Annotated in this window: 32 protein-coding genes and 4 pseudogenes; 3 read left to right on the top strand and 33 right to left on the bottom strand. The window is 42.5% G+C overall.

Going from position 1 to position 21,411, the window contains the following annotated elements:
* Positions 1–21 precede the first annotated feature (21 nt).
* Together AC3CHU_RS07990 and AC3CHU_RS07985 are read right to left on the bottom strand one after the other, a co-directional pair.
* Entirely contained in the window at positions 22–255 is a 234-nt protein-coding gene (locus tag AC3CHU_RS07990; protein ID WP_004733848.1) for a hypothetical protein, read from the bottom strand.
* 8 nt (positions 256–263) lie between these two features.
* Positions 264–515: a Rho-binding antiterminator gene (locus AC3CHU_RS07985; protein WP_004733849.1), complete on the bottom strand. Its 252-nt coding sequence runs from the start codon at positions 513–515 to the stop codon at positions 264–266.
* A 244-nt stretch (positions 516–759) separates the two neighbouring features.
* Between AC3CHU_RS07985 and AC3CHU_RS07980 the strand changes: the two genes are divergently transcribed.
* The gene (locus tag AC3CHU_RS07980) at positions 760–1,125 is read left to right on the top strand and encodes a c-type cytochrome (protein WP_488525429.1); all 366 of its coding nucleotides are present in this window, start codon (positions 760–762) and stop codon (positions 1,123–1,125) included.
* Positions 1,126–1,243: 118 nt separating this feature from the next.
* Positions 1,244–2,409 (top strand): annotated as a pseudogene (locus AC3CHU_RS07975) (BamA/TamA family outer membrane protein).
* 48 nt (positions 2,410–2,457) lie between these two features.
* Here AC3CHU_RS07975 and catB read toward each other — a convergent pair.
* From catB to AC3CHU_RS07955, 4 genes are all read right to left on the bottom strand, one after another.
* Entirely contained in the window at positions 2,458–3,090 is a 633-nt protein-coding gene (catB, locus tag AC3CHU_RS07970) for a type B chloramphenicol O-acetyltransferase (protein WP_488525428.1), read from the bottom strand.
* A 93-nt stretch (positions 3,091–3,183) separates the two neighbouring features.
* Positions 3,184–3,915 carry a glucose 1-dehydrogenase gene (locus AC3CHU_RS07965; protein ID WP_017090681.1) on the bottom strand — a complete coding sequence of 244 codons (732 nt, stop codon included), beginning with the start codon at positions 3,913–3,915 and terminating at the stop codon, positions 3,184–3,186.
* Positions 3,916–4,002: 87 nt separating this feature from the next.
* The gene (locus AC3CHU_RS07960; protein WP_488525427.1) at positions 4,003–4,386 is read right to left on the bottom strand and encodes a nuclear transport factor 2 family protein; all 384 of its coding nucleotides are present in this window, start codon (positions 4,384–4,386) and stop codon (positions 4,003–4,005) included.
* 96 nt (positions 4,387–4,482) lie between these two features.
* The gene (locus AC3CHU_RS07955; RefSeq protein ID WP_488525426.1) at positions 4,483–5,199 is read right to left on the bottom strand and encodes an HAD family hydrolase; all 717 of its coding nucleotides are present in this window, start codon (positions 5,197–5,199) and stop codon (positions 4,483–4,485) included.
* Between the two features lie 253 nt (positions 5,200–5,452).
* On the opposite strand from AC3CHU_RS07955, the gene AC3CHU_RS07950 reads away from it, so the two are divergent.
* Positions 5,453–5,785 carry a PBPRA1643 family SWIM/SEC-C metal-binding motif protein gene (locus AC3CHU_RS07950; protein ID WP_004733856.1) on the top strand — a complete coding sequence of 111 codons (333 nt, stop codon included), beginning with the start codon at positions 5,453–5,455 and terminating at the stop codon, positions 5,783–5,785.
* A gap of 104 nt (positions 5,786–5,889) precedes the next feature.
* Here AC3CHU_RS07950 and AC3CHU_RS07945 read toward each other — a convergent pair whose 3' ends face one another.
* From AC3CHU_RS07945 to AC3CHU_RS07815, 27 genes and pseudogenes are all read right to left on the bottom strand, one after another.
* The gene (locus AC3CHU_RS07945; RefSeq protein WP_029222243.1) at positions 5,890–6,132 is read right to left on the bottom strand and encodes a hypothetical protein; all 243 of its coding nucleotides are present in this window, start codon (positions 6,130–6,132) and stop codon (positions 5,890–5,892) included.
* A 132-nt stretch (positions 6,133–6,264) separates the two neighbouring features.
* On the bottom strand, positions 6,265–6,780 hold the full coding sequence (locus AC3CHU_RS07940) for a P-loop NTPase family protein (RefSeq protein ID WP_488525425.1): 516 nt from the start codon (positions 6,778–6,780) through the stop codon (positions 6,265–6,267).
* Positions 6,781–7,045: 265 nt separating this feature from the next.
* Positions 7,046–7,504 carry a DUF302 domain-containing protein gene (locus AC3CHU_RS07935; protein WP_029222242.1) on the bottom strand — a complete coding sequence of 153 codons (459 nt, stop codon included), beginning with the start codon at positions 7,502–7,504 and terminating at the stop codon, positions 7,046–7,048.
* A gap of 151 nt (positions 7,505–7,655) precedes the next feature.
* A pseudogene (locus tag AC3CHU_RS07930) lies at positions 7,656–8,659 on the bottom strand (S66 family peptidase).
* Positions 8,660–8,798: 139 nt separating this feature from the next.
* On the bottom strand, positions 8,799–9,056 hold the full coding sequence (locus AC3CHU_RS07925) for a hypothetical protein (protein WP_260810933.1): 258 nt from the start codon (positions 9,054–9,056) through the stop codon (positions 8,799–8,801).
* A 199-nt stretch (positions 9,057–9,255) separates the two neighbouring features.
* A complete protein-coding gene (locus tag AC3CHU_RS07920) occupies positions 9,256–9,642 on the bottom strand; it encodes a hypothetical protein (RefSeq protein WP_428786243.1) in 387 nt (128 codons plus the stop codon).
* Positions 9,643–9,764: 122 nt separating this feature from the next.
* Positions 9,765–10,346, bottom strand: a complete 582-nt coding sequence (locus tag AC3CHU_RS07915; protein WP_428784105.1) for an HD domain-containing protein — start codon at positions 10,344–10,346, stop codon at positions 9,765–9,767.
* A gap of 67 nt (positions 10,347–10,413) precedes the next feature.
* Entirely contained in the window at positions 10,414–10,821 is a 408-nt protein-coding gene (locus tag AC3CHU_RS07910) for a GNAT family N-acetyltransferase (RefSeq protein WP_114633507.1), read from the bottom strand.
* 95 nt (positions 10,822–10,916) lie between these two features.
* On the bottom strand, positions 10,917–11,330 hold the full coding sequence (locus tag AC3CHU_RS07905) for a GNAT family N-acetyltransferase (protein WP_488525424.1): 414 nt from the start codon (positions 11,328–11,330) through the stop codon (positions 10,917–10,919).
* A 52-nt stretch (positions 11,331–11,382) separates the two neighbouring features.
* Entirely contained in the window at positions 11,383–11,799 is a 417-nt protein-coding gene (locus AC3CHU_RS07900) for a VOC family protein (RefSeq protein ID WP_017061801.1), read from the bottom strand.
* A gap of 119 nt (positions 11,800–11,918) precedes the next feature.
* Entirely contained in the window at positions 11,919–12,263 is a 345-nt protein-coding gene (locus AC3CHU_RS07895; protein WP_054546359.1) for a VOC family protein, read from the bottom strand.
* An 88-nt stretch (positions 12,264–12,351) separates the two neighbouring features.
* Positions 12,352–12,822 carry a GNAT family N-acetyltransferase gene (locus tag AC3CHU_RS07890; RefSeq protein ID WP_171316291.1) on the bottom strand — a complete coding sequence of 157 codons (471 nt, stop codon included), beginning with the start codon at positions 12,820–12,822 and terminating at the stop codon, positions 12,352–12,354.
* 55 nt (positions 12,823–12,877) lie between these two features.
* Positions 12,878–13,222: a VOC family protein gene (locus tag AC3CHU_RS07885; protein ID WP_488525423.1), complete on the bottom strand. Its 345-nt coding sequence runs from the start codon at positions 13,220–13,222 to the stop codon at positions 12,878–12,880.
* A 59-nt stretch (positions 13,223–13,281) separates the two neighbouring features.
* Entirely contained in the window at positions 13,282–13,638 is a 357-nt protein-coding gene (locus AC3CHU_RS07880; protein WP_488525422.1) for a hypothetical protein, read from the bottom strand.
* Between the two features lie 88 nt (positions 13,639–13,726).
* The gene (locus AC3CHU_RS07875) at positions 13,727–14,161 is read right to left on the bottom strand and encodes a GNAT family N-acetyltransferase (RefSeq protein WP_488525421.1); all 435 of its coding nucleotides are present in this window, start codon (positions 14,159–14,161) and stop codon (positions 13,727–13,729) included.
* A gap of 73 nt (positions 14,162–14,234) precedes the next feature.
* Complete coding sequence (locus tag AC3CHU_RS07870; protein WP_237290476.1) at positions 14,235–14,642, bottom strand: bleomycin resistance protein; 408 nt, start codon at positions 14,640–14,642, stop codon at positions 14,235–14,237.
* A 400-nt stretch (positions 14,643–15,042) separates the two neighbouring features.
* A pseudogene (locus tag AC3CHU_RS07865) lies at positions 15,043–15,382 on the bottom strand (GFA family protein).
* A 45-nt stretch (positions 15,383–15,427) separates the two neighbouring features.
* Entirely contained in the window at positions 15,428–15,844 is a 417-nt protein-coding gene (locus AC3CHU_RS07860) for a nucleotide triphosphate diphosphatase NUDT15 (protein ID WP_488525420.1), read from the bottom strand.
* A 139-nt stretch (positions 15,845–15,983) separates the two neighbouring features.
* On the bottom strand, positions 15,984–16,541 hold the full coding sequence (locus AC3CHU_RS07855) for a nucleotidyltransferase family protein (RefSeq protein WP_488525419.1): 558 nt from the start codon (positions 16,539–16,541) through the stop codon (positions 15,984–15,986).
* Between the two features lie 8 nt (positions 16,542–16,549).
* A pseudogene (locus AC3CHU_RS07850) lies at positions 16,550–16,714 on the bottom strand (MBL fold metallo-hydrolase); the annotation flags it as partial.
* 117 nt (positions 16,715–16,831) lie between these two features.
* The gene (locus AC3CHU_RS07845) at positions 16,832–17,449 is read right to left on the bottom strand and encodes an RraA family protein (RefSeq protein WP_488525418.1); all 618 of its coding nucleotides are present in this window, start codon (positions 17,447–17,449) and stop codon (positions 16,832–16,834) included.
* A 61-nt stretch (positions 17,450–17,510) separates the two neighbouring features.
* On the bottom strand, positions 17,511–17,987 hold the full coding sequence (locus tag AC3CHU_RS07840) for a GNAT family N-acetyltransferase (RefSeq protein ID WP_488525417.1): 477 nt from the start codon (positions 17,985–17,987) through the stop codon (positions 17,511–17,513).
* A 218-nt stretch (positions 17,988–18,205) separates the two neighbouring features.
* A complete protein-coding gene (locus AC3CHU_RS07835) occupies positions 18,206–18,415 on the bottom strand; it encodes a DUF3955 domain-containing protein (protein ID WP_065205270.1) in 210 nt (69 codons plus the stop codon).
* Between the two features lie 226 nt (positions 18,416–18,641).
* Positions 18,642–18,893: a hypothetical protein gene (locus tag AC3CHU_RS07830; RefSeq protein ID WP_488525416.1), complete on the bottom strand. Its 252-nt coding sequence runs from the start codon at positions 18,891–18,893 to the stop codon at positions 18,642–18,644.
* Positions 18,894–19,121: 228 nt separating this feature from the next.
* The gene (locus AC3CHU_RS07825; RefSeq protein WP_004733889.1) at positions 19,122–19,535 is read right to left on the bottom strand and encodes a GFA family protein; all 414 of its coding nucleotides are present in this window, start codon (positions 19,533–19,535) and stop codon (positions 19,122–19,124) included.
* Between the two features lie 300 nt (positions 19,536–19,835).
* On the bottom strand, positions 19,836–20,639 hold the full coding sequence (locus tag AC3CHU_RS07820) for a hypothetical protein (RefSeq protein ID WP_488525415.1): 804 nt from the start codon (positions 20,637–20,639) through the stop codon (positions 19,836–19,838).
* Positions 20,640–20,799: 160 nt separating this feature from the next.
* Positions 20,800–21,408, bottom strand: a complete 609-nt coding sequence (locus AC3CHU_RS07815; protein WP_488525414.1) for a sugar O-acetyltransferase — start codon at positions 21,406–21,408, stop codon at positions 20,800–20,802.
* Positions 21,409–21,411: the final 3 nt, after the last annotated feature.

Raw genomic sequence — 21,411 nt, 5'->3', positions numbered from 1 at the left:
ATGTTTTGTAAAATAACGCGACTAATCTTGTATCTCTTTATGGCCACACTTTTCACAGACAAGGTGACGAGAAAACTCATCCATTGACGCGATAAACGGGCCAAGGAACCAACCTTTTATCATGCCTGCCCAAAACTCGCTTCGCTTTTGGTTAGGTTTGTCTGCAAACGCACTCGTCTTTCTGACCAACACAACAACGTGTTGTGTGTCTTCTCTGCACGCGGTGCAATAGCATTGTTCTATGGTGTTATTCATTTGAAAGCCTATGACGTTTTGAATGAAATCTGCTGAAAATGAGGATTGTCGACACAGACTTCTAGTGTGGAAAGATCAGTGAGTACGACAAGTTGTTCTACACCTTGAATACTGACCTTAATGCACTCTTCACGGCTATCATTGCGTTGAGTATCTAATCCGACACATTCAATCTGCTCGCCAGACTTCAGCGTTAATTTGATTGGGTATCGGTGCATACACACAATCTCAATATAATCGTAATCGTTGCAACTAATCATAATACCCCTCCAATTCATCCACCACGCTAATGCGACACGCCATACTATGCAATATGCATATAATCAATCGTTTACCTACATCACATTGATGTTCGTCCGCAACTAAACTTGTTTCTAATCCTATTTCTAAACTTGCTTCTAAACCTACTTCTAAACTTAGCTTAATCTCGCTTTACCCATTCACGTTTCTTCTACTCACATCTGCTTATTCTTTCATTGTTAAATAATAATTGAGAACAAAACAATGAAAACCATGAACCATTTACACGTGTTAGCTTTCTTAGGTTTAGTCGCTTCAATGATGACGTGTAATGCAAGTGCCGCCTCAGAAATCGATGCGAGGCACTTCGCCAACGGTAAAGCCAAATACACGCAGCTTTGTCAGGTGTGTCATGGCGACAAAGGACACGGTGATGGCCCCACTGCCGCTTCATTGCCACACAAGCCCGCCAATATCGCTAATAAACTAGGCGGCTTTTTTACCAGTCCAAGTTCTTTGGCAGATGACGTTTTAGAAGGTAACGTAGAACAAGGTATGCCAGTGTGGAAAGGTACAATTACCAAGCAAGATGCTCTGGATATTCTGACGTACGTTGAAACCATCCAATAGTAAACGCTGTTCCATTCGCCTTTTGAACCGATATACCGGTTAATACTCCTCGTTCTATTGCGCTATCTATTTGATTGATTACACTCAATTTAATGGATAGTGAATAATACGGAATGTTATGACCTTTAAGCCTTTAGCACTAAGTAGCCTGATATTTTTTTCTACGGCGACACACGCCGTCAGCTTTATCGATGAGATCGATGGCCAACTCGATATGGGAGAATACCTCGCAGAAAATGCCTACGGTTTTCTTCCTGTGCCAATTCTCATTACAGAGCCTGCGGTAGGATACGGTGGCGGCTTCACCGGTATCTTCATGCACGAATCTGAAGAGCAAAAAAACACGCGTAAAGAACTCGCTGAAAAATCCATCGATGGTGGTGCTCAACTTCTCACCCCTGCAATCACTGCGATTGGCGGCTTTGCGACAGAAAATGGTACTTGGATGGCGTTTGTTGGTCACAAGCGCAGTTGGAATGAAGACTCAATACGCTACCTTGGTGGATTAGGTTATGGCGATATCAACATGACCTTCTATCGACAAAGCTCTCCGAACGCCTTGTCTCCACTCGATCCAAACGAAGGTGTTGAGCTTGGACTCAAAGGCATGGGCGGGATACAGAAACTCCAATTTAGAGTACCCGACTCCAAATGGTTACTGGGGTTTTCTCAACAGTTCTTCGCACCAACACTCTCACTTAATAATCATCCTAAAGCGCAAGAAATCTTAAACAACATTGGCAACACGTCACCGACCTCTTCCGGTTTGGGTCTAATCGCTGAATACGACAGCAAGAACAGCTTCTTGAATCCGACGCAAGGATACAACTATGTCGCGGAATACCTTTGGTTTGGTGATGCGATTGGCAGTGACTACACCTACCAAACGTTTAATGTGGAAGGGCTGAACTATTGGGAGTTAAACAAGGTGTGGAACCTAGCATTGCGAGGACAGTACAAATCATTGTCGACCAATGAACGAGTGCTTTCTCCTCAATATTACCCAGACATTGAACTGAGAGGTATCGCCCGCAATCGCTATCAAGGTGAACACACGGTCGCGGCAGAAGTTCAAGTAAGCAAACAATGGACACCACGTTGGTCAACCGCGGTGTTTACGGGAATTGGCTATGCGGGTGACAGCGATAAAGACATGTTTGATCAAAGCTCTCACGCTGCTTACGGCGTCGGTTTCCGTTACCTGATCGCAAGACGCTATGGTTTAATTTCGGGAATTGACCTCGCGATACCGCGCTCTATTTTCAAGTTGGCGCAGGTATCTAGCTCACGTGCGTTTATTTAGGCGCACTTGTAATTTCAGCGAGCCTGAATTTAAGATTGCGCGAACACTTTCCAATATTGATAAAGCCCATCGATATCTGAAGAACAGATCAACGACATTGCGCCTTTGATCTGTTCTTCGCTCCACTCCCACCATTTCATTTCTAGCAACTGAGCGATTTCAGTCTCATTGAAACGATAACGGATGTGACGCGCTGGGTTTGAACCAACAATCGAGTATGGTGCAACGTCTTTAGTCACAACTGCTCGACTTGCGATGATTGCTCCGTCACCGACCTTAACACCACTCATTATCATGGCTTCGGTGCCAATCCACACATCGTTACCAATCAAGGTATCACCAGAGCGTTCGAAGCCGTCTATCGCATCTTCAAATTTCTCGTCGTCTTGATAGAAGAACGGGAAGGTACTCACCCATTGATTTTGGTGGCCTTGGTTGCCCGCCATCATAAATACAGCGCCAGAACCAATCGAACAATAGCTACCGATGATCAGCTTATCGATGTCGGTTCTATCCGGTAATAGGTAACGCGCACAGTCATCAAAACTGTGGTTATGGTAGTAACCCGAGTAATAGCTGTGCTCGCCCACGATGATGTTTGGGTTGGTCACTTGTTCTTTGAGTGACTTTCCGACAAACGGACTCTCAAAATAGTTTTTCATGTTTATACTCTTAGTTTCGTTCTTTTAGTTAGGTACTTTTGTTGCGTGTTTATGGTTTTTACTGATCTATCTTAGTGTAAAAGCTAACGAGCCCTATCGCCCGCCCGCAATATCAATGAATGATCCAGTGACATAAGAAGCTTCGTCTGACAGTAACCACGCGATAGAGTTAGCGACTTCTTCTGGCGTGCCACCTCGTTGTAATGGTAACTGCGAAGCTAGTCTGTCTACGCGATCAGGCTCTCCGCCGTCTGCGTGCATTTCGGTGTAGATACAACCCGGTCTGACACCATTAACTCGGATATTACGCGCAGCCAATTCAAGCGATAAGCCTTTGGTTAGTGAATCCATCGCGCCTTTCGATGCTGCATAATCGACATATTCAAACGGCGCTCCTGTGCGAGAAGCAGCAGATGAGACATTCACAATAGAACCTGCACCGTCCGCTTGTTTGATAAAGGCTTTACTGCACAGGAAACAGCTTGATACATTCGATTTCATCACCTTCTCAAAGCGATCCAATTCGATATCAACCAATGGTGACTGGGTAAACAAGATCCCGGCATTATTGACCAAGTGAGTCACTGGACCTAGCTTGTTACGAGCAATCTCGAATAAGGATTTCACGTCCGATTCAACAGACACATCCGCACGCACGCTTATGGCGGTTCCGCCTTGTTCGCGAATCTCGTTCACTAGATCTTCAGCTCGCGACTCATTGTGTATAAAGTTAACGCATACGGCATAGCCTTTACTGGCCAACAATTTAGACGTCGCTGCGCCAATGCCTCGGCTTCCGCCTGTTACAATCACTACCTTGCTCAATGAAACCTCCTAATGCCACTTGTTTGTTATAATCTGATTGTTAGATGCACCTGATTGTTCGTTACAAACTGATCGTATCGATACAAACTAATTGCTCGATACAACCTCAACCCACTGCGATCGCCACGCCGGTGCTTCAAATGGGTCTGGCCAAAACTCAGTTTGCTTTTGAATAAAACCATCAACCACCGTGTGAAAGGTAATCACTCGGTCTTTCAATACACTGTCAGTAACCGAAACGTCTGTTACTACGGAATCTCCTTCACAGACAATCGAATTGAGGGTGAATTCCCAAACACCATTGGCTGGGTATTCGGCGTTGATTGCAGTGAAGTTGTGGCGGCCTACCGTCAATTCAGACGACTGAGGCCAATAGCCTTCAAAATCTGCGGCTAGCCATTCACTCGCCTTTGCAAAATCATTACTGCGCATTGCATCCCAAAAACCTAATACCACTTGTTTTGGTGTCATTATTCTTCCTTAAAATCGTTCAGTTATAACGAATTTTTTACATAGCTATTTAGGCACCTGAAGACATCGCTTTAAGCGTACTTAAGCTGTATACCTCTATGCGTACTTACCGATAATCGTTAAAAGATCATCGACATGGTTGGCAATATAATCGGGCTTGGTTTGCCAGTTTTCAGGCTCAGATCGGCTATAACCGGCGGCCACGGCAATCACTTTTGCGTTCTTACCCAATGCTGCTTCAATATTGCGAGCAAACTGTGTGTCCGCTTCATGGTCACCGATGTACATCAAACAAAGCTCGTTAGCCTGATCGACGCCAAATATGTTCTCAACACATTTCACGCCACCAAACGGGTGTGGCTTTTGGTGGCCGTTCGAGACATCGTCATAGCCCACTACCGATTTAAACAAATCGCCAATGCCATAACTGTCGAGTACACCACGAATATTCAATTGAGAGTTTTGAGAACAAATCCCATGAGGAAGATGAGCAAACTGACTTACCACAGTGTTCATCCCGTCAAACAAGGTGACAGCAGTTTGATTTTTCTCTTGATGCTCTGCCCACATTCCACCGGCGATCAGCATTTCGTCATGTGATAGGCCATAATAATCGACATATAAAGCTTGCCAGTTTTTAGCACCGTGGTTGGCTTCGTGATAAAGCGTTTCGCTGAGCAGATATTTAGGTAAGTTCTCACCGGATAAGTGTGGCGCGACCACAGAGATAATATCTTTAGTAATTGCGATATTCTTTGGAACTGAATTCACTAAGGTTCCATCGTAATCCCACAGGATGGCATCTAACTTCATGGGGTATCTCGTTGTTTAAATTGACGATTTAAATTTATCACTTGAAGCCCTGTTAAGGGAAACCTTATTGTCTTGAGTTTCAAAATTAGTCTAATTAGAACAAAGCAATAAAACAAATAATTGCTAGCAAACAAAAACCAACAATCTTTACTCACATCACTGCTTTATCAATTGGAATATATGCGTATAATCCCCCGCTCTATAACGCTACCTAGCATAGGAATAGCGTCATCCCAAATTTTGTGAGTACCCAATGTCGAAACTATTTTTCAAAGGCCGTATCGAAACAAGACAGAACCACGTTCTTGCTGGCTACAATGTAAACCGCGATGTTAAAGTGGGTACTGAAGAGTCACCAGTTGCGGTAATGGTTCAAACTGAAGCTCGTAAAGCAGAAGTTGAAGCAATCGCGGCTGAGCATTCAATCTTTGTTACTGTATCTGTTGATGCAACTAAAGAAGAAAACACGCTTGAGTTCGACACGTTGCTAAACAAGCCAAAAACAATGACATTCGAAAAGACACCTAACCGTAACGACCCATGTTCTTGCGGCAGCGGTAAGAAATACAAGAAGTGTTGTGCATAAGGCTTCTCACTCAAACTGCCAATAGCACGATGAGTTCAGTAATACCTAACGGGAAGATCATTGAGGTCTTCCCGTTTTTATTTGCCTAAGCCAAACTCACAAACTCAGTCTAGGTTGTCTGGTGTATTCAGATATGTTCCACATTGGGTACATTTGTAATCACCTGTCGCGCCCGAACCTGTTACACCAAAAGATAGAAGCTCCGATAAAATTCGTTGGAGTAAGCTCGGTTCTTTATCTTCAGCTTGTGGTGCCTTTTGCACTTGGCTACTGAACATCGTGTACCTATGCAGTGTAAGTTCCTTACAGTTACAGCAGAACGCTCTCGTCTTCTCACTTCCATACATAATATCTATCGCCTTAACTCAAAGCACAAATTCAACACATGGCAAATATGCCACATGTTGAATTAAATCTAAATATTTTCATGAAGTTATGAGCAAATTAAAGCGTTTCAAAGAAAGGTAAGCTCTCACCTGTTAAGTGACGTGTTGGCGGACAAAGTTATTCAATTCACTCACGCTTCTGATGATGTGAACCTCTTTCTCTTTTGCGCGTAATTCTAACCGTAGTCTAAAGTCGTCATTCCAAAACTTAGGGCACAGTTTTAGTGTCTTGTAACTTTGTATCGTGCCTTTTATCACTGAGCTTCCATCAGGCCAGCCTTCAGGTTTAACGAACAACCCTTTGAGCATTCGCTTGGTAACAAACCAGTAGCTAATTGGATAAGGAAGGTCGATATAAACCAAAGTATCTGCGGCTTCTAAACGTGTGTTGAATGAGCCTAGAGGGCCAAAACCATCGATGATCCAGCTTTCAGAATTGATTATGTTGTCGTGTGCTAGGTCGAACACTTCACGTTCAACAAACTCTCCGTTGGCCTTATAAACAATAGAGTCCAACTGGTGAAGCTCTATCTCTGTAGCTAGAGCTAAAGCTTTGCTGATTGTGGACTTTCCGCTCCCAGGCTTACCAAAAACCGCGATCTTTTTCATATGACTTCCTCTATTCAGATAAAACCCATAAGACAGCGACAAAAAACCCACCTTACGGGTGGGTTCGATAAACAAAGCGCATCAACAATCCCACCACTCCTATGGAGTGATGATAATTCGTTGGTTAGATGGCGCTAAATTCAGTTTCATAACACTACTTTTATATATTGTTGCTTAGTTGTCAATGCAGCCAACATTGATTGGGAAGCTATATCATCGTCAAGTCGCACCCATTAATGGTCTAAATGAGTGCTTGTTGGCTCGGCTATTCAGCTTTCGCCACTGTCGCTTCTGAAAGCTTGCTTAGTACACCCGATATCTTCTTAACCACTTCGTCACAGCCATTGATTGCGTGACGCTCTACCAAGTAATTAGGATCGTTGTAAGATAGCCATACTTCTTTATTAGAATCCTCAGTGACTAACACCTTCTGCGGTAAGTCTATCGCGACATCTTGAGCGCATTGCATTAATGGTGTCCCTACTTTTGGGTTACCAAAGATGATGACTTCCGTTGGTCTCAATTCAAGATCGACCTTACTCGCATTTTTCTGATGGTCGATTCTCGCAAACAAGGTCAAACCTTTGCTTTTGGCGATTTCTTCAAAGCGGTCAGCAGTCTCTTTCACTGAGTAATTACTTTGGTATTTAATCAAACCATCAGAAGCCGCAGCTGAAAATGATGCCGAGAGTAAAATGGCGCATAGTGGTAGTAATTTTTTCATCGTCACCTCTGAGATTTAACCTAATCAAACTTACATTCATAGCGCCACTTCCAAAATCAGCGACGTAACCCATGTCAGTATAGACGCGTTTCCATTCTCAGTTTGCAGAGAGGATCACTTTTCTAATGCGTCTTATTATCATCAGTTTAGGCTAACTCGACGCTAACCATTGGCTTTGAAGCTTGAATGTCTGGTCATCAAAATCAATAGTGCCTTGCACACCTAGTGGCGTGACTAGCATAGGATGGGTGTGGCAACTGTCGAAGCCATACAGGATCGGGACATTTTTACCGTTCAACACTTCAAGAAGTACATCGAGGGGTGTTCGCCCTGTCCCTTTGTCATCAAAGAGCTCATGTTTGCCGAGTACAATAGCGCCTACTTTATCGAATACTCCGCAAGCCAATAAGTGTGCGAATGAACGCTCTACCGCTTCAATGCCTTTTAGTGAATCTTCAATAAGGAGAATATCGCCAGGCTGAATTTCTGGCATGTATTCACTGCCCCAAATCCCCGCCATGGTACTCAGATTGCCACCAATCACGCGACCGCTTACTTGACCTATTCCCATGAAGTGCCATTCGTTATTGTAAACTGGCTTTGCCGAATCTTGAGTTTCCCAGTCGTGTTTGATGTCCGTCCAACTCTCAGGCATCGTGTACTGATGTTGGCTTGAATCCGAACATAAGATGTCAGTAAATGATTGGAAGGTTTCGTCGACTAACGGCGGGAACTCACCAAATGACGCGACGAGTGCTGGACCATAGAAAGTCACCAATCCAGTTTTGGCGTAGATGCCTAACAGTAATGCGGTGGCATCTGAATAGCCGACGATGATCTTAGGGTCGTTTCTAAGGGCATCATAATCGATGTATGGCAACAGTGAGTTGCTGTTGTTACCACCAATGGTCGACATAATGCAGCGCACGTCAGGATCTCGAATGAGCTGATTGAGTTCTTCGGCTCGCGCTGAATATAACCAGAACGATACCCTTCTGACTCTCCAGTTAACGAACCTTCAACTAGAATAAAGCCCTGCTTTTCCAAATAATGTTTAGCACGAGCAAATCGATTAGGTGCAAAGACAGTTGCTGGCGATGACGGTGAGAAAAATCCGACTTTGTCACCGATATTTAAAGCGTTTGGGTATATCACTCGTTTGTCCTCCATAACAAAATAGGAATAATACGCCTGATTGAAACTCACTAATTCTTAAAGCTAACGAATTCTTTAATAGAGTTGATTTCGGGATTAGAGCTCAAAAGTTAAGGTTGAATCAAATTTTCATCCCCAATTAATGCCATGATTTAGTTCCACATTTCTCACATTGGTATTCGTAATCACTGTCGACATAAAAACCGGGAACATTATGGTCACCTCTAAACAATAACGTCATCAGGTATTCCATCAACACGCCTAATTTCCATTGTTTCTTTTCAGATTCAGCGTCCGCTTTAGATTGAGCATCGGAAGGGTTAACAGCAAGGTGCGGGGTAAGCGCGTTACACTGTTCACAGTGATAAGGGTGTTTAATATACTTATTATCAAGCATTTATATAAGCCAACTAACATTTATAAAGTTGATGCATACTAACAACTTATCACTCGGTTCTCGAACTTATTGTCGTCCATTAGAGTTTTATTAGAAAGAAATGAGACACAAGATAATACCATGCGTCATGCATCTACTTTAATTGGCATTGCGGTGTTCAATAACAGAACAAAAAGAGTAACCGTGTATCGTTTGAAATTTAGTTAAGCGCTTTAATTAGAACCGTGTATTTCCACAGGTTTGCTTCATCTTCTCCAAGCTCGATACTTGCTTCTCCACCCTCTTTATCAAGAATAAAAACAGGCATCTCACGACTAGACTCACCATTTTCATAATCGCATGACATTTTGGCCTCTAATAGAATAGCGTTAGCTTCATGCTTAGAAAGAACACCCGAATAAATGCATTCTTCAGTTTGAGATGAGACTTCCTGTCCGAAAGAGTCGAACTTAAAGGTTGGGAAGTTGAGTTTTGATTCAGAATCCTCGACAGTGACCGACACTTGGTAATCGATCGCTTCAATATTGGTTGCAAATGCACTACCAGAAACACTAAGCAACAATAAAGCTAAAGCAGTGGTTTTCATGTGGTTCTTATTCCTTTAACAATGGGCTTGCTACGCTGAAGTAACACTATGAATTCTCAAGTTTAATTTAAACGTTGTTAGGTTGAAACTTCTTTGTCATTCCTTGGCAAGATAGTTAATTTTTACTTTAATAGCCCTTTGTCCGCAGCCCCTTCAAGTTGCACTTCTAGCTCTTTCCATAGAGCACGACTGCCTTTAGAAATACGCTCGCCATTAAAGGTCAGTACTTTATCTTTAGATATGTTGTGCTTCTTCCAGCTGTGACCGCCTCCATGGATGTTATGAAGCAAAGGTGGCACTCTATCGATCGCCTTACCAAATCTGGCTTCCGGTGACTCACCCGCTTCGAACTCAAGCCATAGATCCAAGTACTCAGCGCTTAAATGGCTCGGCAATGATTTCAGCAAGCGCTCGACGCAGTTTCTCTCTTTGAGCTTGTTTTCTTCGGTTTCACTGGCATAAATGATGGTGTCTCCGGCATCGATTTCCCCAAGGTCATGAATCAGCAACATCTTCATCACTCGCGTAATATCGATTTCTTCATTGGCATAGTCTTTCAACATGAGCGCGCTCAAACAGACATGCCAACTGTGCTCAGCGGAGTTTTCATATCGAGCCAATCCAACTGGCTTTGTTTGTCGATGAACATCCTTTAATTTTTCAATTTCGACCATGAATTGTAGAATGCCTTTTATTTCTTCCACGATGAGCTTCCTTAACTTAAGTTGATGATTTAGCGGTGCGGAGGGTTAACCTAGCGACAGAGAACCGTTACTCCCAATCAACCGACATTTTGTAATACGCGACACCCGATTTTTCAAATTCAGAGCCTTCTACAGCCATCCCAAACTTTTGATAAAAACCTAAAGCCGTTGTACGTGCATCGCACCAAAAGTATTGGATGTTTAAATCTTTGAGGTTAGAGATCGCATGCTCAATCACGTTGGAACCGATTCCCTGCCCTTGGAATTCAGGCAGCGTAGCAAACTTTCTCAACCTAGCTTCATTGTCTTGAATATAGATAGATGCGACACATACCAGCAGCTCACCAACAAACGCGCCGTAATGCGTTGCTTGTTCGTCATCTGGCACCATGCAAAACGACATCGGTTTATCAGGCCAAAGCACTTGATGCCTAACCGGAAGTACCTCAATCGCTGAAAGCTGTTTTATTTCCATATTCTCTGTTTAAACTCCCGACTTGATTACCCTTGTTGTAATTGCAGGGCTTGTGATTGTTATGATTGTTATTACTAAACTTATTATTACAAAGCTTAGTACGTCATTAAGTGATAATGCTCTAACCCCTCTCCCTCTGTGGACGAGATAACAAAGCCTTGCGACTGATAAAAGCCAATCGCATTTTCATTGGCAGTCAAACACTTCAATGTCAGACCAGAGTAATGTTGTTTGCAGGTATTGAGTAAAGCAGAACCAGCCCCAGAACGTAGCGTTCGCGGGCAAACATAGAGGTGATGGATGAAGCTTTCAGGTATCCAAATAGAGGCAAAACCTAAAACCTTATTGCCAGAAACAGCGACCCATATTTGCTCACCTTCTGTATCTAAGTCGAAATCGGATAACTTAAAAGCGTTAGTATCAGCCCAATGAAAGGTTTTCTGTCTCGATTCTAAATAGATTGCCTGTAAAGCGGTTAAATACTTGGGATGATACTTTGTGACTTCCATGTCGCTCCTGTCAATCCGTATGACTAGAATTAGGGTTGTTGACTAAGCTATTCTACCTATTAGCCATAGGGTGTTCAGGGTTTAACTGAAGCAGATCCCACAAGTTACCGTAAAGATCTTCAAACACAGCAACGGTACCGTAGCCTTGCTCTTTTGGCTCTCGGACAAAGTTAATACCCAAAGATGTCATGCGTTCGTAATCACGCCAGAAGTCATCGGTGTTTAAGAATAGGAATACACGTCCACCAGCTTGGTTGCCGATGAAATCAAGTTGCTCTGGCTTGGAAGCTCTAGCAAGTAACAGGCTCACACCGGTTGAATTTGGTGGAGCAACAACAACCCAGCGCTTATCTTCTTCTGGTAGATACGTGTCTTCGATGAGATCAAACTTAAGCTTGTTTACATAGAAATCAAGCGCTTCATCGTAGTCTTTTACCACGAGTGCAATGTGGACAATATTCTGTTTCATAACATACCTTGTTGGGGTTTTAGCTGTGTGGAATGATGCCATGAAGCCGGCAAAGACACTAGGTGTCGTATCATAAATCGCAGTATCTCGTCCTTCACAATCTAAAGGCTATGTATCACCTATAATTCCCAGAATCCGAGCTCGACGCCACCTTGAATAACAATTGCACACATGCCGTGACGTGGTAACTCTACTGGCGGTACTGCGATTTCGGCGCCTAGTTTCTCGGCTGCATTTACTGCAGACTGAATATCCTCAACCAGCGTGTAATGTCGAACAGTTGGTTCTTCAGTTTCACTAAGCGGTGCTCGAATACCTATTACCCCACCATTAGATAGCTTTGCAGTGCGCGCCCCACCAAGGTTCACATCAGCACCACTAAACTTCACGTTGTAGAGCTGAGCGTATGTTGCACAAACAACATCGACTTCTGGGGTAACCACTTCAAGATATTGAACCTTCATCAAATTTCCTTTTCGTGCTCTTTAAAACTCTCAACCTGCATACAGCTGTGCAGGTGTTTCTCATCAATAATTAGTCGGTATAATATTACTAAGCGATTCGACCGCTCATGATAAATTGCGGGCCTGCTGCACCACCTAAATACTGCTCACTGGTATCTTCGAAGCCGCCTTTCTTATAACAGTTAAATGCTACGGGATTTTTGCAATTCACAGTTAAGTAAATCGACTCATACGCTAAGTAATTCGCTTTTAAATACGGAAACAAAGCCTTCACCGTGCCTGTTCCCAAACCTTTACCTTGCTGGTTTTTATCAACAACAAAGGCTCTTAACCCAATGCTTCCTTCAGGGCAAAACTCATAAGAATCTGCGTAAGCGATATCCAGCTTAAAGAAACCAACAACTTCGTTATTAGACTTAATCACGTGCAAGTGCGTCGTTTCACTGCCGTCTATTAAAAACTCTGCAGCTGTGCCAGCGAACTTGACCTGTTCATCGGCGAGTTGGATGGCCTGAACTAACGTCACATGTGATTCTTCAAGCCTTTCGATAGTTATCATTGTTCTTCCTTTTTATACAAATCACATAGTCCCTTATTGAGAGGCGGGAGAGGTTCTAACCTCGTAAGCCAATTAGGTTACCAAATGGGTCCTCTACTTGGCACATGATTAACCCACCTTCTATGGCCATTGGACCACGATATAACGTTGCCCCAATTGACTGAAAATAAACAAGAGATTCTTCAACGCTGTCGACTGACCAATACAGTACTGTTCCTTTTTTACCTGCATTAACTCTATTGTCAGCTTGCACAACTTCAATAGAGAACCCATTAAGATCCAAAACTGTAAAATCAGAATCTGGATGATAAATGGCAACGGCATGTGGAAATGCTTTCTGGTACCAGTTCAGCCCTTCTTCAATATTTGGGACATGGACAAGGATAGCGATTGGACTCAAATTTACCTCTTCTTCGTTGTTACCGATGATTCAGAATAAAACAAGTTAATATGAACCGACTAAAGCTCATCACTAGTATCTCGAGAACCGTAGTTTGGGAAGTTGATATTAAGAACATTATTGTCCTCAAGAGTGAATAGCACACTTCCATTCTCTACACCGATTTCGTTTCTATCTGAACAGCCGAGAAATAGCTCCCAATCAAACGAATATTGAAGTCGGTATTGATTCGAATTGATGTGTAGAACGTCTTTGATTTTAATACCGTTCACCACATGTGCCATATCATCGATGTATGACAGGTCAGGGATTAACTTTTCTTCGAAGTCACTCTTATGCTCGGTTAAGAAATCGAGCAGCTCAGAACATAACTCGGAGCCATGAACCAATGATTTAGACAGACTAGAAAACAACATTTCTAAATACTCCAAGGATTTTTTGATATTAGACGGATGCGCGCGAACCTGTTGCAAATTCAAGCTCAGCCAACGCTAACTTATAAGGCTAAACGTTACTATTATCCGAGCTATTAAACGAGTACATTCGAACTTCATCTCGGGGAAACCAGCCCAACTGTTCGTAAAACTGTTGAGCATTGATGTTGTCGTTATAAACAAACAAGTGGGTCTTGGGAATACCTAGCCCTGCAAGTGCGTTAACCGCCTCTGCGACAAGCTTACAACCTAATTTTTGCCCTCTGAAGTTGGCCGAGACAGCTAAATGTTGTAAATACCCACGACGCCCATCCGTTCCGACCAACACAGCGCCAATGATCTCGTTGTTGCTTTCAGCCACAAAACTCAGACCGGGGTTACGAGCTAAATAGCTCGCAATGCTTTCTTTCGAATCGGAATCTCGAATACTCATTCCTTCTGTCTGGCACCATAACGCGATCACTGAGTCGTAATCTGAAATTGCCATTTCCCGAATGTTGACCACTCTACTCTCCTTGTTTAAGCAGGTACTTAGTTAGCCATGTTTCTCGTAGTAAGTAACCAATAATATTTATGTGTTAACGAATATCTTGGCTGAACCTAAAGAGATAACCGTCAGGAGTTTGAACGATGAACTGCTTCTGAGTCGCGATCGAATCCCCACATTGATAAGACTTTGACTCTAACGCTAAGTAAATAGAATCAGCGGCGCTTTCGTTAACTCTCTGATATAGAGGTTCGATATCGATAACATCCCATTGGAAGTTAACACCACGCCCTAACGGAAACCCCAGATCACCTGAAAGCCATTTTCGACTTTTTCCCGCAATCCCTTCAAGCATCACATCAACACCATTAAGCGTTAGATAAACAAACTCTTCATCTGGGCGCTCGTATTTCACTTCAAACCCCAACACATCGACAAAGAAGGATTTGCTCACATTAATATCGAAACAATAAAGCTCTGGAACTACTCGTAATGTCATGATTTACCTGTCTCATTATTTTATTGCTGATTAGTCATCTTCTTTTAATGCTAGAGGGCTATTGCGTTACTTTCTTTATTGGCTGACACACTAACAGCACGTAAAACAATGTAAAACTAAGCACCATGGCACCTAAAGTGCTAAACCCTGCATAATTCATTGAAATCGAAACCGTAAAAGGGGCAATAAAAAAGAGTGAATAGTAATAAATAGTAAAAGGCTTCAATACTTGAGCGCATTGTTTACATGGCATGTGCTTGGAAGGATGTAGCTTCGATTTCTCTTTAATAGAAACCGACGCCCCACAATTTGGACACTTGAACATCGAACTTCTCCTTAATACGACCAAATCTACCGTTTCAATACTGCAAGGCGTAGTGAAAGTACCTTGTTAGTTGACTTAGTACGCTGCGCCGTTGATCTTACGAACTGGGATGGCTTGCAAGCACTTCATTTTCGGCCATTCTCATGTTCACAGCCAAGATATCTGCGGAGCATTTCTCTGTCGTTACGTAATGCGTTAAACATCCACACAACTTGCAGCGATGAAATTCGACTTCTTTATCGCCCCAACAATAAAACTCAGTTTTATCGCTCAAGTTGATTTGAACTTGCTCCGGAGAAAAATACGCCCAAACGGCAGCATAACGACGGCAGATAGAACAATTGCACTCCCCGACTTCATCTGGAAGCGAACTCAGTTCTAAACTCACGCTTCCACAGTGACACTTTAGTTCCATTTGATTACTCCCTGTATTCACATAGCAACGGCCTAACAATTTGTTTTACTGCGCTAACTTCCCAAGGATGACCGGATCGTTAAGCAAATTCGTCAGAGGAAGAAACAGTGGTTCAGGTAACTCATCTAGTTTAAACCATTCCCATTGCTTACATTTATCAGGCTCTGTCACCTGCGGTTCGCCGTTAGCATCAGAAGCAACAACAAACAGTGTTATATAGTGCTTGTTCTCTTTCTCAAAAATATCATTGGTAAAAGTGAGCTTCTCAAATGCACTAACGACCAAGCCAGTCTCTTCGAGTGTTTCACGTTTAGCACACTCTTCAATGCTTTCACCCCATTCAAGGTGTCCGCCCGGCGTTGCCCACGTATGAGCCCCGTGGGAACCTATTCGCTCTCCAAGTAACACTCGTCCTTCACGTAGAATAACCGCAGCTACACCTACTCTTACTTCCTGACTCACTTAAAACTCCTTAATTCTTACCAAGTGACAAACGTACAGCTAAGTGATTAACAATGCTGAGATTGCGTTCAAACTTACCACTGACGCCAAGCCGAGTTAAATACCAAATGTTGAGAATAATCTCGTAAAGCTCTATCGTTCAATCCCAAGGGATCACTTTTACTTGCTGCCATCGGGCCTTATAGCCAATGGTCATTTTGTTGTAATTTGCTTCTGTCATTGCTCGCTTATTCGGCTTAATCAGCATATCAAAAGCGTCCTCTACACCGTATGGTGCAAACAACTTGATATCGCCTGAATCATCCAGAGTAAAGCCAATAGCAAACGCAGAGAGCCAAGACTCGATACCTTGCTCCGCACGTACGTATGGTTGAATGAAGCAACCGAACTTCTTAGCGTAATGCTCATGAATGGTCGCTTGGTTCTTTACGTCCACGTCGACACAATGACTTAACCGCGAACGAATGCGGCTTTTGAACTCATCTTCGGTGATAGCTGAGGTACTATTGAAATAGACAACATCGAAGTCTTTGACTTGATCTAGAAGCGGTTTGTTTTCGATATCATTCCAGATGATTTGAGTGATAGCGCCGCCTGCAATATAGAAGTTTGGCAAGCCCACCTCACGACATACGTTGGCTGTTTCGATTAGCTCAGGAACTTGTTGAATGAGGCTCTTTAGTTTTTGTTTATTCATCGTGACCTATTAACACCCAGTAATGGTGCATTTTTACAAAACGTATCGCCACTTCCCATATCGAATAAGATCTTTAGCTTCTCGGTTTCAATATGCAGTGATAGCCCGCGCTCAACGGTTAAGCCTTTCCGATTATCCAGTCGAATATTATCAACCAGCGTCGTTATTTTCATACTTCGTCGCAGTCCTTACGATCACTGTCTTCTCCATCGGTGAATTTATTCGTTGTCGTCTAATGCTTGTTAATCGATGAAAAATGCCACGCGTTACAAATCAACTTGCTGGACCAATTAAGTTTTTTGTTTCGCAGACGTTATTGCTTGGGCTATTTTAGTCCTATGACTCGTTTCCCACTCAGCGAGTGTTAATGAAGCTTCGTCACTTACTTTCTTTGAAGCCATTAGAAACACTTCATCTTTTCTTGATTTAGGAATAACGACAATACCCTCTACATCAGCAACAATGATATCTCCCGTAGAGACCTTTGCTCCCCCACAAGTGATTGGAGCGCCCAATTCAGAATAGACCTCTTTCTTTCCCGGTACTGGATGAACACCTTTCGCAAAAACTGGAAACTTCATATCTGAAATTTCACTCAAATCTCGAATGACACCATCAATAATAAAGCCTTTGATACCTCGACTCTTAGCGACTGCGCATACATTCCCACCGGCTACTGCATATTCGCTATCAACTCCATCCACTACAATGATGGAACCTTCTGGTGCTTCGTATATGGCTGAATGAAGCATTAAATTATCACCAGACGTTAACTGGACAGTAAACGCTTCTCCAAAAATTGGCGGCATTCCCTGCCAAAGAGGACCAATACTAAAATTAATAAAGTGGTCGTTACTTAATATGTTTCCGTACTCGGTTGTCGCAAGTTTTGAAAAATCTGACTTCATATTTTCACTCCATGTTTAAATGAAACCTGCCGGTCTATGTATGTTGCTTGATATGTTGAGGCTACCCGCTTAGTTTCTTAGACATATTGAAACCGGTAACTTCAAAGCCAACTTCTTTATACAACTTAAGCGCCCGCTCATTATGGTATGCGACCCTCAGTTTTATTTGATTGATACCAATAGTGAGTAGTTGGGTCTCTAACGCAGAAATTGATTGAGTACCATAACCTAGACCTCGATGTTCCTTCGAAATGAAAAAGTCATAGATAAACGTAGATTTATCCCCAATATTGACTGAGTGCCATAGGTAACCCACAAGCTTACATTCACCATCGACTTCAGCATCAATGCATAATAGCGAATGCTCATTGCCCTCTAGTCCATTAGGGAAGCTACGATGCAAGTCCTTCTTTGCCAATTCGACTGCAACGTCTAAAGAATGCCCATAGTTTCTAGCTATTTCCTGACTGTAATCGTCAATAAAATACTGACAATAAGCTGGATATTCGTCTTGGAGCATTCCTCTAAGTACTACCATGTTCATCCTTTATAAACGTTGAATTCAATTAGTAACATAACGCCCGCTTGAGCAGATTGCAACGCTACCAATACTCTCAAATTTAACAGCTAACCCACTGAAGTTAAAACGATTGGAAACACCAATACCGCCGCATGCCAAAAATGCCACGCGTACCGAATCGCGCCTAAGTTGTTTGTGATAACGAAACATCTTCGTTTACTCACAGCTTAACTGGTCTACTGACACTTTCTGTGTCTAACGAAGGTCACAACCAAAGCCATCAACGCAAGTAGCTCAAAAAGCCAAAATAGAGGAATAAGCCCGAATGGCTCAACCAACAAACCATTTTCATCTACGTATGAACCTATGGTGTTATAAGCAATGAAACACAAAAGGCCACTAACACAGAAAAGAAAGCTGATTTTATACTTACGGAGAAAATTCATCGGAGCCTCAACATTTGAATATCTAAAATGTCAAACACTTTGTAAGAGAACATGGTTCACTCGGATAACCATAATTGGATAGACGAGTTATCGCCGCTTGAAGTGGCTGACATCGCGACCACCTCACCTCAACCATGTACCGAAAACACTAAAGTTGATTCGATCTAGAAATGCCAATCGTTTAGCATCATCCTGATATGGATATTAATCACTTGTTATGTGCTTTCTATTGAGGCCTATCTTCTGGTTTAACACGATACCAGGCTTCGAGCAGTTCCCGATCATAGATGACTTCTGTCTGCATATGCATGTAAAGAAGGAATGCAGCCAATAGAAAACTAACTCCATTCAACCACCTTAATGCTTGTTTACGCTCTGCATCATAGAAAAACATACTGACACCAACAAGAAAGAAAGGATAACAACCGATAAGAAGTAACAACCAGCCAAGGTAACTTGATATTGCCATATCTGTCATTTCCGCCCCCTAAGAGCCATTAGAAAACTCAGTGTATATTAGAGTAACTATTCAGCTATTCGGAGTTCACACAATCGAGTTTCGAGGCACTTCAAATTGGGGGTTGATGCTGGGACGTTAAGCGTGAGCAACGCTACTACCTAACCAGAACACCGCAAATACAAAACTCGACCGAAACTAAAAATGCCGAGTGTTGGGAATTAGTCTTAAGCTAATAAAAACTAAGTGCTACTCTCCACTTTCAAAGTGAGCAAATACTTCTGCACCAGTCATATTTTGTGTTTCATTTTTAAATTCGTAGTATTCGGGCTTTTCATCGATGAATATTTGATGAGTTAACTTGTAGTCATCCCCAGACATCAATAACCCGACAGGAAGGTGATACTGATTATTTGGCACTAAAAAATAAAACAAGTGCGTACCACATTTACCGCAGAACCCCCTCTCAGCCCAATCGGACGACTTATATCTCACTACATTTGATTCACCTGATATTTTGACGGAATCAGCGCAATCAATGACTAACATCGGACCGCCAGACCAATTTCTACACATACTACAATGACAAGCCCCCAATTCATTACTGGCGTACTCTACTTCCAACTCAACCGAGCCACATAGGCACTTTCCTTTACCTTTCATGAATCCTCCAATCTTTGCAATGTGTGTAAATGAATAGCAGATAACGTTTTTTATACCTATGACTTAATAAGAAAAGGCTATTTTTTGTTTTCCTTATCCAACAGATGCGTTGCATACTTTTTAGAGATACATTGGTGAATATGGAGCCCTGTTTTACGAACAAAATACCAGTCTATAGCAGCTAGAATCACCAAACCGATTACAGTTCCCATTATAAAACCTCGTGTGATGCTTAATGCCGTATTTACGGATGGCAAAAAATGCTAAGTGTTGCGATTCTCTCTTAAACAGATTGTTATGTTAATTTTTCAAGCTTAGTAACACAGGCAGTTCAATTACTTTGGCCTGAACTAACCCGATAAATGCTAACACTAGTGTAAGAGCGATCATAAGCCACTGTTGAACCACTGAAACTTTATGCCGTCTAGCTTCAATTTGAAAGTTTTCTAAGGTAATGATTGCTCTGCCCGTTAAGCGATAAGCACCGTTATTAAATACTAACTCCCCTGTTTGTACGAATGAATCAAGTTGTAGGTCTAGTAATTCCTTAAGCTTATCTTTATCTGGGTGACGAAACATGTGTGCACTGTAAACCTGATGCAACAAAGTTATCAAATGAAACTCTTGTTTCATGCTGCCATAATTCCCTATGAGAAACTTAAGGAGTTCGTGCCGCTTTTTGCTTTCAACTTGGCGCTTATTAAATAGATATTGTGCAAGGTTACTTTTATTTCTTCGATAAAAAGCAAGTAACGCCATTAGTTTGGTATTTTCGAACAGGACGAAATCCCATAAACCTGTGTAGGTTACTGAAAAGTAGCCAATGTATTGCTCAATCTCTAAGCTATCGTTAGTAAGCCAGTCGACGTGGATAGTTACTTCTTCATCATACCTATCAAGCTCTTTGCTATATTGGTAGCCCGTTAAGTTCTCACCATCAAAGTCTTTTACCAATAACTCGTATTGCCCCCCAAGTTTTATGTATGTTGAGTAACACCGAATCTTAGCTCCAGCTTTGCCAGAACGAGGAATACGAGTAGGACAATTGTTTTTGACCACTTTCGCTAGAGTTCGCTTTAGCAGATACTTTTCTAATTTGTCCATGGAACCTCTGAATTAATTTAACAGCTATTAAACCGAAAAACTCTGCACTTAACTCCAGAATAATTTTGTCTAGTTTCTAAGATAGACAAGCAATATACAACCAAGCCATTGCATAACAATGGCTTATGTCACAGCTAATTTCAGGCGTGTGAAAAATCGCTTACTTTAGTTCATCTGGAATGCGGCGATCTTTATGGTAATACTCTCGGTCGTGCTCATTGATTTCACGTACCACTTTGCAAGGGTTTCCAACGGCAACCACATTAGCTGGGATGTCTTTGGTGACTATGCTGCCCGCTCCGATAACCGAGTTTTCACCAATGGTGACACCAGGAAGTACTACGCTGTGTGCGCCAAGCCATACGTTCTTGCAGATACGAACAGGCACATTGAACTGCGCGGCTTTGAGCCTAAGTTCAGGGCTAATGGGATGTGTGCCTGTCGCGATAGTTACGTTAGGCGCAATCATCACGTTATCGCCGATGAATACGTCTGTGTCGTCGACCAGAGTTAGATTGAAGTTAACGTATACGTTGTTGCCTAAGTGGGTGTGACGCCCCCAGTTCGCGCGTAACGGCGGCTCGATGTAACAGCCCTCACCGACTTCGGCGAACAGTTGCTTCATGATTTGTTGTCGTTTATCCCCTTCACTAGGACGAGTGTGGTTAAAATCGTATAGCACTTCTAAGCATTGAGTTTGCTCAGTAACCAAATCAACGTCGTCACAGTAGTAAACGTCTTGGCTGTGCATTTTAGCCTTTATATCCATGTT

This window comes from Vibrio sp. QJM3NY_39 (genome assembly GCF_057785895.1).
Note: the sequence above shows the minus strand (reverse complement) of the source record. Positions and strands in the feature narration are given on the sequence as shown.

What these genes read in the sequence shown, in the direction of transcription:
- AC3CHU_RS07950 (WP_004733856.1), top strand. Translation starts at nt 5,453, where the DNA reads ATGTCGAAACTATTTTTCAAAGGCCGTATCGAAACAAGACAGAACCAC.
- AC3CHU_RS07825 (WP_004733889.1), bottom strand. Translation starts at nt 19,535, where the DNA reads ATGAAAGGTAAAGGAAAGTGCCTATGTGGCTCGGTTGAGTTGGAAGTA.
- AC3CHU_RS07835 (WP_065205270.1), bottom strand. Translation starts at nt 18,415, where the DNA reads ATGAATTTTCTCCGTAAGTATAAAATCAGCTTTCTTTTCTGTGTTAGT.
- AC3CHU_RS07890 (WP_171316291.1), bottom strand. Translation starts at nt 12,822, where the DNA reads ATGATAACTATCGAAAGGCTTGAAGAATCACATGTGACGTTAGTTCAG.
- AC3CHU_RS07945 (WP_029222243.1), bottom strand. Translation starts at nt 6,132, where the DNA reads ATGTATGGAAGTGAGAAGACGAGAGCGTTCTGCTGTAACTGTAAGGAA.
- AC3CHU_RS07880 (WP_488525422.1), bottom strand. Translation starts at nt 13,638, where the DNA reads ATGTTGTTTTCTAGTCTGTCTAAATCATTGGTTCATGGCTCCGAGTTA.
- AC3CHU_RS07935 (WP_029222242.1), bottom strand. Translation starts at nt 7,504, where the DNA reads ATGAAAAAATTACTACCACTATGCGCCATTTTACTCTCGGCATCATTT.
- AC3CHU_RS07920 (WP_428786243.1), bottom strand. Translation starts at nt 9,642, where the DNA reads ATGAAAACCACTGCTTTAGCTTTATTGTTGCTTAGTGTTTCTGGTAGT.
- AC3CHU_RS07940 (WP_488525425.1), bottom strand. Translation starts at nt 6,780, where the DNA reads ATGAAAAAGATCGCGGTTTTTGGTAAGCCTGGGAGCGGAAAGTCCACA.
- catB (WP_488525428.1), bottom strand. Translation starts at nt 3,090, where the DNA reads ATGAAAAACTATTTTGAGAGTCCGTTTGTCGGAAAGTCACTCAAAGAA.
- AC3CHU_RS07845 (WP_488525418.1), bottom strand. Translation starts at nt 17,449, where the DNA reads ATGAAGTCAGATTTTTCAAAACTTGCGACAACCGAGTACGGAAACATA.
- AC3CHU_RS07900 (WP_017061801.1), bottom strand. Translation starts at nt 11,799, where the DNA reads ATGAAACAGAATATTGTCCACATTGCACTCGTGGTAAAAGACTACGAT.
- AC3CHU_RS07960 (WP_488525427.1), bottom strand. Translation starts at nt 4,386, where the DNA reads ATGACACCAAAACAAGTGGTATTAGGTTTTTGGGATGCAATGCGCAGT.
- AC3CHU_RS07990 (WP_004733848.1), bottom strand. Translation starts at nt 255, where the DNA reads ATGAATAACACCATAGAACAATGCTATTGCACCGCGTGCAGAGAAGAC.
- AC3CHU_RS07955 (WP_488525426.1), bottom strand. Translation starts at nt 5,199, where the DNA reads ATGAAGTTAGATGCCATCCTGTGGGATTACGATGGAACCTTAGTGAAT.
- AC3CHU_RS07985 (WP_004733849.1), bottom strand. Translation starts at nt 515, where the DNA reads ATGATTAGTTGCAACGATTACGATTATATTGAGATTGTGTGTATGCAC.
- AC3CHU_RS07820 (WP_488525415.1), bottom strand. Translation starts at nt 20,639, where the DNA reads ATGGACAAATTAGAAAAGTATCTGCTAAAGCGAACTCTAGCGAAAGTG.
- AC3CHU_RS07905 (WP_488525424.1), bottom strand. Translation starts at nt 11,330, where the DNA reads ATGGAAGTCACAAAGTATCATCCCAAGTATTTAACCGCTTTACAGGCA.
- AC3CHU_RS07840 (WP_488525417.1), bottom strand. Translation starts at nt 17,987, where the DNA reads ATGGTAGTACTTAGAGGAATGCTCCAAGACGAATATCCAGCTTATTGT.
- AC3CHU_RS07895 (WP_054546359.1), bottom strand. Translation starts at nt 12,263, where the DNA reads ATGAAGGTTCAATATCTTGAAGTGGTTACCCCAGAAGTCGATGTTGTT.
- AC3CHU_RS07855 (WP_488525419.1), bottom strand. Translation starts at nt 16,541, where the DNA reads ATGAATAAACAAAAACTAAAGAGCCTCATTCAACAAGTTCCTGAGCTA.
- AC3CHU_RS07870 (WP_237290476.1), bottom strand. Translation starts at nt 14,642, where the DNA reads ATGACATTACGAGTAGTTCCAGAGCTTTATTGTTTCGATATTAATGTG.
- AC3CHU_RS07925 (WP_260810933.1), bottom strand. Translation starts at nt 9,056, where the DNA reads ATGCTTGATAATAAGTATATTAAACACCCTTATCACTGTGAACAGTGT.
- AC3CHU_RS07830 (WP_488525416.1), bottom strand. Translation starts at nt 18,893, where the DNA reads ATGACAGATATGGCAATATCAAGTTACCTTGGCTGGTTGTTACTTCTT.
- AC3CHU_RS07980 (WP_488525429.1), top strand. Translation starts at nt 760, where the DNA reads ATGAAAACCATGAACCATTTACACGTGTTAGCTTTCTTAGGTTTAGTC.
- AC3CHU_RS07815 (WP_488525414.1), bottom strand. Translation starts at nt 21,408, where the DNA reads ATGGATATAAAGGCTAAAATGCACAGCCAAGACGTTTACTACTGTGAC.
- AC3CHU_RS07910 (WP_114633507.1), bottom strand. Translation starts at nt 10,821, where the DNA reads ATGGAAATAAAACAGCTTTCAGCGATTGAGGTACTTCCGGTTAGGCAT.